Annotated in this window: 11 protein-coding genes; 8 read left to right on the plus strand and 3 right to left on the minus strand. The window is 41.6% G+C overall.

Annotation, left to right across the window (positions count from 1 at the left end; all coding sequences use genetic code 11):
- The first annotated feature begins 281 nt into the window (after positions 1 to 281).
- The 4 genes from ACYQ2O_RS07740 to ACYQ2O_RS07755 all read left to right on the plus strand — a co-directional run bounded on the left by ACYQ2O_RS07740 (position 282) and on the right by ACYQ2O_RS07755 (position 3,639).
- Positions 282 to 428, plus strand: a complete 147-nt coding sequence (locus ACYQ2O_RS07740; protein WP_346025085.1) for an FAD-dependent monooxygenase — start codon at positions 282 to 284, stop codon at positions 426 to 428.
- A 133-nt stretch (positions 429 to 561) separates the two neighbouring features.
- Entirely contained in the window at positions 562 to 987 is a 426-nt protein-coding gene (locus ACYQ2O_RS07745; protein ID WP_346025084.1) for an OsmC family protein, read from the plus strand.
- 45 nt (positions 988 to 1,032) lie between these two features.
- Positions 1,033 to 2,292 (plus strand): GNAT family N-acetyltransferase, encoded by a 1,260-nt coding sequence (locus ACYQ2O_RS07750; protein WP_459796363.1) that lies wholly within the window; start codon positions 1,033 to 1,035, stop codon positions 2,290 to 2,292.
- A 459-nt stretch (positions 2,293 to 2,751) separates the two neighbouring features.
- The gene (locus ACYQ2O_RS07755) at positions 2,752 to 3,639 is read left to right on the plus strand and encodes a nuclease-related domain-containing protein (RefSeq protein ID WP_346025081.1); all 888 of its coding nucleotides are present in this window, start codon (positions 2,752 to 2,754) and stop codon (positions 3,637 to 3,639) included.
- Between the two features lie 239 nt (positions 3,640 to 3,878).
- Here ACYQ2O_RS07755 and ACYQ2O_RS07760 read toward each other — a convergent pair whose 3' ends face one another.
- Entirely contained in the window at positions 3,879 to 5,117 is a 1,239-nt protein-coding gene (locus tag ACYQ2O_RS07760) for an aminopeptidase (protein ID WP_346025080.1), read from the minus strand.
- A 274-nt stretch (positions 5,118 to 5,391) separates the two neighbouring features.
- On the opposite strand from ACYQ2O_RS07760, the gene ACYQ2O_RS07765 reads away from it, so the two are divergent.
- Positions 5,392 to 5,970 carry a TetR/AcrR family transcriptional regulator gene (locus ACYQ2O_RS07765; RefSeq protein ID WP_346025079.1) on the plus strand — a complete coding sequence of 193 codons (579 nt, stop codon included), beginning with the start codon at positions 5,392 to 5,394 and terminating at the stop codon, positions 5,968 to 5,970.
- A 67-nt stretch (positions 5,971 to 6,037) separates the two neighbouring features.
- Here ACYQ2O_RS07765 and ACYQ2O_RS07770 read toward each other — a convergent pair whose 3' ends face one another.
- Positions 6,038 to 6,883, minus strand: a complete 846-nt coding sequence (locus ACYQ2O_RS07770) for an aldo/keto reductase (RefSeq protein ID WP_346025078.1) — start codon at positions 6,881 to 6,883, stop codon at positions 6,038 to 6,040.
- A 163-nt stretch (positions 6,884 to 7,046) separates the two neighbouring features.
- Positions 7,047 to 7,499, minus strand: a complete 453-nt coding sequence (locus tag ACYQ2O_RS07775) for a flavodoxin (RefSeq protein ID WP_346025077.1) — start codon at positions 7,497 to 7,499, stop codon at positions 7,047 to 7,049.
- A gap of 285 nt (positions 7,500 to 7,784) precedes the next feature.
- On the opposite strand from ACYQ2O_RS07775, the gene ACYQ2O_RS07780 reads away from it, so the two are divergent.
- The 3 genes from ACYQ2O_RS07780 (at position 7,785) to ACYQ2O_RS07790 (ending at position 11,046) form a co-directional block, all read left to right on the plus strand.
- Positions 7,785 to 9,221, plus strand: coding sequence for a glycoside hydrolase family 1 protein (locus tag ACYQ2O_RS07780; RefSeq protein WP_346025076.1), 1,437 nt, complete (start codon positions 7,785 to 7,787; stop codon positions 9,219 to 9,221).
- A 170-nt stretch (positions 9,222 to 9,391) separates the two neighbouring features.
- Complete coding sequence (locus tag ACYQ2O_RS07785) at positions 9,392 to 10,303, plus strand: diacylglycerol/lipid kinase family protein (protein WP_346025075.1); 912 nt, start codon at positions 9,392 to 9,394, stop codon at positions 10,301 to 10,303.
- A 221-nt stretch (positions 10,304 to 10,524) separates the two neighbouring features.
- The gene (locus ACYQ2O_RS07790) at positions 10,525 to 11,046 is read left to right on the plus strand and encodes a hypothetical protein (RefSeq protein WP_459796365.1); all 522 of its coding nucleotides are present in this window, start codon (positions 10,525 to 10,527) and stop codon (positions 11,044 to 11,046) included.
- The last annotated feature ends 244 nt before the right edge of the window (positions 11,047 to 11,290 follow it).

Genomic DNA, 11,290 nt, shown 5'->3' on the forward strand with positions numbered 1-11,290 from the left:
ATTTGATTCATAAGAAGACCTCTTTTCTGGATTTGTGGTTATCTCTAGATTAAGGGTCTTCTTTCTTTTTGTCTACTTTAATTTCTTGCCCTACTATTTTACTTTCCGACAACTATTTTACACATAGATTTTCATTTACATAAAGACATTTAAAAGATAGAGCAAGCAGCTGAAGCAACGATTAGCCTGCGAATCTGCTGTCTCAGTTGTCAATATCAGCCCCCTCATATACACTGAAAGCATAAGTGACGGAGCTGATTAATAAAAAGGAGTGAACTTGCATGTCAGAAAAAGAGGTACTGATTGTAGGCGTTGGACCAACAGGACTCGTTCTGGCTATGGAACTGGCTTATTACAATGTCCCGTTCAAACTGATCGATCAGAAGTCAGGTCCTGGGGAGTCATCAAGAGCCATGCTGACCGTATGAAACCTTTAAAATAAGCATTATGAATAAGATTTGCTAAATGATTATGTAGAGGAACATTTTTTGCGTGTGCATTTTTTCAAGTAAATATGCTATCCTTTAATAAGTAATGAATAGATGAAATGGAGTGGATAAGATGAAAGTATCAACAAAGTGGGAAGGCAATCTGGCCTTCACGATGACTAATCCAGACGGGAACCAGGTCAGAATGGATGCCCGCAAGGAAGCTGGAGGAGACGGAACAGGTGCGTCACCAATGGAGACCGTCCTAGGCGGTCTGGCAGGCTGCATGGGTATCGACATGTACATGATTTTGAAGCCGTATCAGGACAAAATCAGCCGTATGGAAATTGACACTGATGGGGAAAGAAATGACACACCACCTAAGTTCTTCACGGCAATCGAAGTGACCGTCCATGTTGACGGAGACGTACCGGCCAGCCGTGTATGGCGTGCGGTCAAACTAAGTGACGAGAAATACTGTTCAGTAGCTAACTCACTGAAAGCTGACTTAAGTTATAAGGTTATCCTGAACGGTGAAGAAGTTTCTGACGAAAAATAATTTAGACAGGCAGCAGGTGAGACCTGTTCAATAGGAGAGTGACACATGGCTACATTGAACGTAACATTTCAATCTCGCGAATTGATGAGAAAAGTTTCGTTTTCAGCAGTGATTCCATCTTCAACAAAATCCTTGTATGACCCGGAACCGATTGAAGAAACAAGTGGTTCTCTAAAGACTCTGTACCTGCTTCACGGATGGGATGGGAATCACGAAGACTGGATCCAGAATACTCGGATTGTCAAATGGGCGACAGAATACAACATCGCTGTCATCATGCCATCCGGCGAAAACAGTTTTTACTTCGATCATCCGAGCGAAGACAATTACGGAAAATTCATCGGAGAAGAGCTGATTCGAGAAACACGGCGGCTCTTTCCGCTTTCTGAAAAAAGAGAAGACACCTTTATCGGCGGCTTGTCGATGGGAGGCTACGGCGCTTTGAGAAATGGCTATGCTTATCCAAATGTATTCAGTAAAGTCATCGCCTTGTCGAGTCGGATTTTCCAGAAAGATGACCCATTCCACGACTTGTCAGAAGATAATCCGATCAACAGACGTGTCTGGCATCTTCTTGGCAGCAAAAGCTATAGCGCGATCACTGATGAGATGGACATTTATAAACTGATCGAAAGGTGTGCCAACAAACCGGAGCTGTTCATGGCATGCGGAACTGAAGACTTTTTGATCGAAGAGAATCGTGCGCTGCATACATGGCTGAAGGATCAGGGGCTTGATCACGATTACATGGAAGCACCCGGCGAACACAACTGGGACTTCTGGACAAAGTCGATGCAAAAAGCTCTTCCGTGGTCGCTTGAGCTGACTTCAGAACATGACCAAAGGGTAAGTGGAATGATAAGCTTAGTCGAGGTCAATGAGGCAAACTGGCGTGAGGTAACAGAATTGAAGGTGTCTGACGAACAGACTGTCCATATCGAGTCGAATGCCCAGTCACTGCTCGAAGCTGCTTACGACACGAGTCTGGACTGGCACCCATATGGAATTTATTCGGAAAACGATCTGATCGGCTTTGCAATGATTGGAGCGTACAATTCAGAAGAAAAATACATCTGGCTCGACCGTCTGATGCTGAGCCATGATGTGCAGGGCAAAGGTTTAGGGACAGATGTAATGCGTGTGATCATCGAGTATATCTCTAATAATTGGAACGTATCAGAAATCGTTCTAAGCGTGACTCCAGATAACCACGCCGCAATCGGGTTCTACAAAAAAGTCGGCTTCCAGTGGCTCGACAAGACCGATCCAGCTAACGGTGAACAGCTGATGAGTATGAAAATTTAGAAATTTCGGAGACGAATGCCTTATAAAAGTTAGATATGAGGCATTCGTCTCTTACTTTTATGTCTCAATGCTTCTTAAAGCTCCATTATGAGGCATTCGCGGCTCTCAAACTGATTCCAATGCTTCATAAAAGTAAGATATGAGGCATTGAGCATAGCAGAATAGACGGTACTGATTCCGTTAATGACTGAAAGACATAGAAAACAGCGGAAAGATTGTAGTTATAAGATAAATGCCTAATAAAAGTAGGAAAAGAGGCACACGCCTCTTTTTTTGTTTCCCACTATCTTATATACAGCAGATAAAATGTATTGCAACTAATAAATTGAGTAGACAGTGATCCGTTGCATAAGATATATCTAACTGAATTTAATCATTATTCCACTCTTTTGACAGTATATATAATAGAGGCTATCAAAGGAGAGGGTACTTATCATAATAAAGAAAAGAACTGAACCTATGCAGTTGAAAATATTGAACCAGCTGGCGATTAGAAAGGGGTTGAATCCGGAAGATAATGACTATAGAAATCATTTAATCAAAGGGTTTGAAGGTGAGCAGAAATTTGACAAGCTGCTCGATGAACTAAATGATGAGCATTTGATTATGCAGGATTTAAGTCTGGAGATTAATCGACAGACTTTTCAGATTGATGCCATTGTTATAACTGGAAACAAAATTATGCTATTTGAAATTAAGAATTATCAGGGAGAGTACACATTTCACGAAAATGAACTTAAGAGCTATCCATATGGTAACATCATACTAAACCCACTGAGTCAGCTCAATAGATCCTGCACCTTACTAAGAATGCTCCTGGAAAAAATTGATATCAATAGTCCAATAGAAGGTCAATTAGTATTTATTAATGATTTTTTTGTGCTTTATCGAAACGTGGAGCAAAGAAGTCTTCTATTGCCTCAGCAGATAAGAAAATATATTATCCAAATGAATAAGCAATCGGTACCAGTTCGGGCTGCTCAAAAAGCATGTGCTGATAGATTATTGCGTCTTCACAAAACTGAAGATCGGTATATTCAGGTGCCTGAATATACATTTGAAGATTTAAACAAGGGTGTCTATTGTCCGAAGTGCAGTCTGACATTGAGAAAGAAAAATAGGCGAACAGCCTATTGTCCACATTGTGGCTTCTTCGATCTGAATACGCGTATCATATCGAATGAAATCAAGACTTTTAGTCTACTGTTTCCCGATTACGATCTAAAAACGTCGGTCATTTATGACTGGTGTGGGACTTTTTTTACTAAAGATAGTATCCAGAGGACGCTGGCAAAGGAATATATAGAAAAAGGAAGCAGAAAAGGAACGTATTATGTAAAAGAATAAGGGGAAAATACAGATAAAACAGACGAATGCCTTAAATAAGTTAGATATGAGGCATTTGTCCCTTTTTATTACGTCTCAAACCGTCATAAAAGGAGTATATGAGGCATTCATCCTCAGTTTAGCACCACCAATGCCTCATAAATCAATATATGACCCATTGAGCACCCTCTTCAATCAAACAAAGCCATAAAAAAGAAAAAACTCACTTGCTAGGCAAGTGAGTTTCAACATCTATTATATTACGCCCAGGCACCTTTACGGAATACAGGGACGCGGGTTCCATCTTCACGGATCCCATCAATGTCCATTTCGTTTGATCCGATCATGAAGTCGACGTGTACATCTGAACGGTTCAGGCCAGCTTCTTTCAGTTCTTCTTCAGACATTTCGGTCCCACCTTCAAGGTTGAAGGCATATGCTGAACCTAAAGCCAGGTGGTTCGATGCATTTTCATCAAATAATGTATTGAAGAAAGTCAGTCCTGACTGAGAAATAGGTGACGCGTCCGGTACGAGTGCGACTTCTCCTAAGCGAGCAGCACCTTCGTCTGTCTCAATCAGTTTCTTGATGACCTCTTCGCCTTGATCAGCAGTCACGCTCTCAACTTTTCCGTCTTTAAAGTGGAATGTCATGCCTTCGATAATCGTTCCGGCATAGCTCAATGGTTTAGTTGAAACAACGACACCATCAACTCGGTTTGCATCTGGTGCAGTGAAGACCTCTTCAGTAGGCATGTTAGCCATGAATCGCTCGCCACGGACGTTCAAGCTTCCAGCGCCTTCCCAGCGGTGACCTTTCGGCAAGCCGACTGTTAAGTCTGTTCCTGGGGCAGTGTAATGTAGGGCAACAAATTGCTCTTTATTCAATTCCTCAGCTTTAGATTCCAATGTCTTGTCTTTTTCAGCCCACGTAGCAACTGGGTCTTCATCATATAAATGAATAGCCTTGAAGATTGCGTCCCATAAAGCATCAACGCGTTCTTCGGCAGTTTCCAGTTCAGGGAACACTTTTTCAGCCCATTTTTCACCAGATGCAGCAGCAACGACCCAGCTGACTTTGTTTGACTGTGTTGCTTTACGCATAGCAGAAAAGGCACGGCCATTAGCTTTTTGAGCAGCAGCAATCTTGTCACTGTCTAGACCTTTCAGTGCATCAGGGTTAGAAGATCGAACACTGATCCGGCTGGCGCCTTTTTCGATATGATCGAGAGACTCATCCACTTTATACTGAGGGACTGTCGACACAACCTCTTCTGGAGCATATTTGAAAGTAGAACGGGTGATTACATCATCTGTCCATTTAACGATGACTTCCTTCGCACCTCTTTTGTAAGCTGCTTCAGTAATGAGTCGTGCTAAAGGGGCCTGGTCAACATCAATACTTAATACAACAGTGTGACCTTCGGATACGTTGACTCCAGTTGAAACGAGCAAGTCAGCATATTTTTTCAGATTATTTTCAAAATTTGGTAAGACCATATTTATTCCTCCTAAAATTTTATTCACCTTAGTAATCTTAGCATAGATGACAGTTTGTCACAATCTAAAAGAAGAGCCATCACAGTCTAATATGATTATTATTAAAATGCCGCTCTTTTATTAGAATAAAATGTATGATTTTGTAACTGGACAGTGAGTAAGGTGAATGTTCTTACAAAGCACCTTTTCGGGTGTGGTTAAATATGTTATGCTATTTTTTAAGAGTTAAGGTTGGCAAGGTATATTGATCAAGAGACACAAGGAGAGAAAGACGATGCCTCGAAAAAGAAGAATCTTAAAGCACCATATACTGGATGCTGCTTTGGAATTAATGCGTGAAGAAGAATTTAACCGATTTACTGCAAGAAAAATTGCAGAATCCTTAAACGCTTCCACGCAGCCAATTTATAAAGAATTTAAGAATATGGATGATTTAAAAGTCAACTTGACTGCTTATGTTCAAGATAAAATGGATGAGTGTATATTCAAGCTGGAAGATGAGCAGCTGCAGATCCGTGATGTGTGTAAAAATTATATACTATTCTCGAAAAATGAAGGCTGTCTCTTCGCTGCATTATTTATGGGAAGAGAAGTTAATGTCACTACATTGCATGCATACATTTTTAATCAGCTTCATCTTGTCCTGGATAGACATGAAAAAGCACAAGGTCGAAGCAGAGAAGATAAAGAGCAGCTTCTAGATATTCTCTGGCCGGCAGTCCATGGCTTTGCCATACTAACTGCACAAGGCAAATACGAAATGCCGGACGAAGAGTTGATTGAGAAAGTCAATGATATCGTGGACCACTCTATTGAAGTATGGAGCAAAAGTCTGACTGAGCAAGCAAACTAAAAAACCATCAGCTGCAATAGATTTTTTGAATCTGCTGCAGCTGATGGTTTTTTTATATAAGTCAGAATTAAAATTCGATTGTATCTGGGTCGGTCGCTTCTCCGGCACGTCCTTTAAGGCCGTCTATGACTGCCATATCTTCAGGACTGATTTCAAAGTCGAATATATCCGCATTTTCCCAAACGCGTTCTTTCGTCACTGTCTTAGGAAGAGGGAGAAAGCCATGCTGAAGGCTCCATTTCAGAACAAGCTGAGCAATTGATTTATCATATTTTTCAGCCAGTTCTTTCAGTTCTTCAACATCAAAAATTTTACCTGTCCCAAGTGGACTGTAAGCTTCTGATACGATGCCATGTTCCTTGTTGTATTTGACAACTTCAGGCTGCATATCACTCGGGTTAAGTAAAATTTGATTGACAGCGGGTTTTATTTTTGCTGTTTCAAGCAGTGGGTCAAGGTGGTGAGGTTTGAAGTTGGACACACCAAGCGTCTTGATTTTACCAGCCTCGACTGCCTCTTCCATCGCTTTCCAGCTGCCAGCATTGTCTTCCTTCCAGTTATCACGCGAATAGATAGGGTTTGGCCAATGAATCAGGTAGAGATCGATATAGTCCGTATCGAGTCTGCTTAGAGAATTTTCAATGGCTTCTTTTGTTTTCTCATAGCCATGCATACGGTTCCAAAGTTTTGTTGCTAGGAAAATTTCTTCTCTCGGTACACCACTTTCTTTAATCGCTTCGCCAACTGCTTCTTCGTTCTTATAGGCAGCTGCTGTATCTATGTGACGGTAGCCTGCTTCAAGTGCCCATAAGACGGACTGCTTGGCCTCTTCATCACTGGCCTGCCAGGTCCCGAATCCCATAACAGGTATCTTCAGCCCGTTATTCATTTCATACGTATCAGTTAATGCCATGTCCATTCCTACTTTCTTAATAATTAGTACCTATTGAAAAGTATACATAAACATAGAATAGAGTGCCAATGAAATCGCTTTTGTAAAAGAATGTAAAAAAACTCCATCCGTCAAGATTAGTCACTTATCAAAAAAGTGATAAATCCTGGGACAGAGCATAAGGTTAAAGATTGTTGTAAGCATCAAGCAGTTTCTGTGCAAAAGCTTTAAGGTTTTCGCTATCTTCTTCTTCAGGATTCAGATTGACTTTAACATTCTCCGCACCTTTTAAAGCACCAGTTTTTTCAAACTGTTCATCAAAATCATCTACTGATTTGCAGTATTTTTCATAAAACGTATCACCTGATCCAAATGATCCAAAAATTTTACCAGTTAAATCGACTTCTTCTAGTTCTTCATAAAAGTCCACAATTTCATCCGGCAGATCTGCATCCGTTCCGTAGGTGTATGTACCAACTACTGCAATGTCAGCATCTGTAAAGTCTTCAGGATCCGCAAAGACGCTTTCTACGACTTCTACTTCAGCTCCCAGTTCCTGAAAAGCCTCTTCCAGTATTTCCGCACACTCTTCAGTATTACCAGTCAGACTGGCATATACGATCATCACTTTGGGCATGACCATCATCCTTTCTACGTGGTTACCCTGCAACCTATTTCTAAAAAAGCATACCATGAAATTGAGAGAGATTCAATAATTCAATAATTCATTAATTCACAAATGAGAGGTACTTTACAATGAAAGAATCTGAAAAGAAGGACTGCATTGAAGTTATGGATGTAAGCTCTTTCGGTTATAATTCACACACATGATTTATGAAGAAAAAATTCAGTGAAATAGGTGGTACTTTCCTATGAATCCGTTATACTGAAAGAGAATTGATATTATACAGGGAGTGAGAGAATGGATCATCAAACATTGGATGCATTTCCGGATAATTTTCTCTGGGGATCAGCTTCAGCTGCCTATCAGGTAGAAGGAGCAGCGAAAGAAGACGGCAAAGGGGAGTCGGTATGGGACCGGTTCGTGCAGATTCCTGGCAAGACTTTTAAAGGAACCACTGGTGATGTGGCTGTAGACCATTATCACAGATATAAAGAAGATGTGGCCCTTATGGCTGAGCAGGGACTCAAGGCTTACCGTTTTTCTGTAGCGTGGAGCCGGATCATACCGGACGGCGATGGTGAAGTGAATGAAAAAGGACTTGAGTTTTACGATAAACTGATCGATGAACTGCTGGCTCATGGCATCGAACCTGTTCTGACACTGTATCACTGGGATATCCCTCAAGCACTTCAGGATAAGTACGGCGGCTGGGAAAGCAGGCAGGTCATCGAAGACTTTACGCGTTATGCGGACATTCTGTTCCAGCGCTACAACAACAAAGTCAAATATTGGGTCAGTCTGAATGAGCAGAACATTTTTATTATGCTAGGTTACCGCATGGCCGCGCATCCACCTAACGTAGTAGACGAGAAACGGATGTACCAGGCCAATCATATTGCCAACCTTGCCAACGCATCTGTTATCAGACGCTTCAGAGAACTTGATATAAACGGACAGATCGGGCCAAGCTTTGCGTATGGACCGACATATGCGCTCGACAGTCATCCATTGAACCAGCTGGCAGCTGAAAACAATGAAGCGTTCAATGCTCACTGGTGGATGGATGTATATGTTTTCGGAGAGTACCCAAAGGTTGTCTGGAAGTATCTGGAGAGAAGAGGGTTGGCACCTGCAATTGAAGAAGGGGACATGGCTCTTCTTAAATCAGCGAAGCCTGACTTCATGGGACTGAACTATTATCAGACCGCAACCGTCGAACATAATCCAATTGACGGCGTGTCTGCAGGTAAGATGAATACTTCAGGTAAAAAAGGAAGCAGCGAAGCAAGTGGACTGCCTGGCGTATTTAAATCTGCAGACAATCCTTACGTCGAACAGACAGACTGGGACTGGGATATCGATCCTGTTGGTCTGAGAATCGCCTTGAGACGAATCGACAGCCGCTACAACCTCCCCATCATGATTACTGAAAACGGACTGGGTGCTTATGACAAACTAGAAGAAGACGGATCAATCCATGATGATTACCGTATCGATTTCCTTAGAAAACATGTTAAGGCGGTTCAGGAAGCCATCACTGACGGTGTCAACGTTCTTGGTTACTGCACATGGAGCTATACTGACCTTCTGAGCTGGTTGAACGGCTATCAGAAGCGGTATGGTTTTGTCTATGTCGATAGAGAAGAGCTGGATGAAAAGGAACTGAAACGATATAAAAAAGACAGTTATTTCTGGTATAAGAAAGTGATCGAAACCAATGGAAAAGAACTGTAAATAAAGAATTGAAGTTATAAGCAGTCTTGATTGTCTTAGATGCCTACAGTAGAGCCTATTACTGAGCCTGATTGATCGAGGCTGTTTTTTCGACTATTTTCTTACATTCAAGTACACTGATAGGAGCACATACTTATTATAAAAAGCCTGTTGAGAAGGAGTCGAGTCTAGTGACAAAAGCAGTTGTAATCGTCAACCCAACCTCCGGTAAGGAAGAGGGCGAAGAATACGGTCCAGAAGTCAAAAGAGAGCTGGAGAAGTTATATAGTGAAGTAGAATTGAGATGGACAGAAGGAGAAGGGGATGCGACTCATTTTGCCAGAGAAGCCTGCCGTGAAGAAGTAGACGCTATTTATGCTTTAGGTGGAGACGGGACTGTAAACGAGTGTATCAATGGAATTGCACCTGAAGACTACCGTCCACCTTTCGGCTTCATACCTCTTGGCACGGTCAACGATTTAGGAAGAGTGCTCGATATTCCTATGAATCCAAAAAAAGCGGTAGAAAAGCTGACAGAGCGGACAAAACGGGTGATCGATGTCGGGAAGATCAATGATCAGTACTTTGTTGATATCGTTGCTATCGGGTCCATCCCGGATGCTGTACATGAAGTGCCGATCGAGAAGAAGACTAAACTGGGTCCGCTGGCGTATGTCATTGAAGGCGTCAAGGCAATCAATGAAAAAGAAGTGTACCCATTTAAGTTTGATGTGGACGGTGAAAAGCTAAATGAAGATTCATTTCTCGTATTAGTTGCACTCACCAACTCGGTAGCTGGGATTACAACCATGATACCAGAAGCTAGTGTTGATGATGGGTACCTTCATCTAGTCGTTGTGAGAGGAGATACGATTGCTGAAAAAATCAATCTGGTGCCAAAGATTTTTACAGGAAATGTCACGGACGACGAGAATGTTCTTTACAGAAAATTTTCTAAAGGATCGATCAGTCTGAAAGAAGGGTATGAGAAGGAAATAGTTACTAATGTAGATGGAGATGAGGGCGATTCGCTACCAATTGACCTGGAAGTGAAAAAACACCACATGACCGTTTTCGTTCCAGACACAGACAATAATCAGTAAATGCTGGATTTTACAGTCGAGAAAAAATAGTATAAAAATAGTCACACTTTCTTCCCGGATTGAACACGCTTTTTGCCTATGCTAAAATAGTAAGAGCAATAAATGCAGAGAGTAAAGAGGACGATAAACATATGGCAAAGACTAAAGTAAAAGAAATACTTCAATCCGAAGAGTCAAATAAAGAAAAATTCAGCTACCTCTAGGGCTATTACAAGTGGCATGTGATTCTTAGCCTGTTTGCACTCCTTGTGAGCGGATACCTCCTGGTTGACTGGATCAATCGTCCGATCACCTATTTTCACCTGACTGTTCTGGCACCTGAAGTAGATTTTGATGAAGAAGAACCACTGTCTCAGGAATTGAATCGTCTGCTGGAACCTGAAGGAGCAAACGAAACAGCTTATGCTTCATTTACTCCTCATGGTCAGATGGCTGAACGATTTACAGCACAATTCACAGCTGGGGAGTATGATGTCATTTTAATGGACGACTTTTCATTCGAAGAGTACTCTGAATACGACACCATGCAGGAATTCCGTCTATCAGGACTGGACGACGAAGACTATTATCAGCCGGACCATTATGACAACCCGGTCGGTGTAGACTCAAGTGTCATCCCATTGCTAAAGGAGTACCGGACAACAGATGACCTGATTCTGGTCATCCCAGGGAACACAACCAGACGAGAAGCCATCGTGGAATTTTTCGCGACTCAAGGTTTTGAGTTCGAATTTATTGATTAACTCAAGTTTTGCAGTTGAATATCCAGGTTTAACCCTTGCGGTTATTGAAACTTCTTATAAATAATTATCAAAAAACACACAAAAAGACACCTCTCTTTGGTAAAATGTAGTCACCATAACAACATTCAAAGGAGAGATGTCTTATGACTAATATTTTACCAGAAAAATCAGAAAATCACGAGGTTGAATCGACCGTTTCCCACTTTTTTAAAGAATTCAAAATTGGAACACTCTTGAACCGAGC

This window comes from Alkalibacterium sp. m-11 (genome assembly GCF_054658155.1).

Coding starts and splice junctions, on each gene's coding strand:
- ACYQ2O_RS07745 (WP_346025084.1), top strand. CDS start 562: ATGAAAGTATCAACAAAGTGGGAAGGCAATCTGGCCTTCACGATGACT.
- ACYQ2O_RS07755 (WP_346025081.1), top strand. CDS start 2,752: ATGCAGTTGAAAATATTGAACCAGCTGGCGATTAGAAAGGGGTTGAAT.
- ACYQ2O_RS07750 (WP_459796363.1), top strand. CDS start 1,033: ATGGCTACATTGAACGTAACATTTCAATCTCGCGAATTGATGAGAAAA.
- ACYQ2O_RS07770 (WP_346025078.1), bottom strand. CDS start 6,883: ATGGCATTAACTGATACGTATGAAATGAATAACGGGCTGAAGATACCT.
- ACYQ2O_RS07775 (WP_346025077.1), bottom strand. CDS start 7,499: ATGCCCAAAGTGATGATCGTATATGCCAGTCTGACTGGTAATACTGAA.
- ACYQ2O_RS07765 (WP_346025079.1), top strand. CDS start 5,392: ATGCCTCGAAAAAGAAGAATCTTAAAGCACCATATACTGGATGCTGCT.
- ACYQ2O_RS07760 (WP_346025080.1), bottom strand. CDS start 5,117: ATGGTCTTACCAAATTTTGAAAATAATCTGAAAAAATATGCTGACTTG.
- ACYQ2O_RS07780 (WP_346025076.1), top strand. CDS start 7,785: ATGGATCATCAAACATTGGATGCATTTCCGGATAATTTTCTCTGGGGA.
- ACYQ2O_RS07740 (WP_346025085.1), top strand. CDS start 282: ATGTCAGAAAAAGAGGTACTGATTGTAGGCGTTGGACCAACAGGACTC.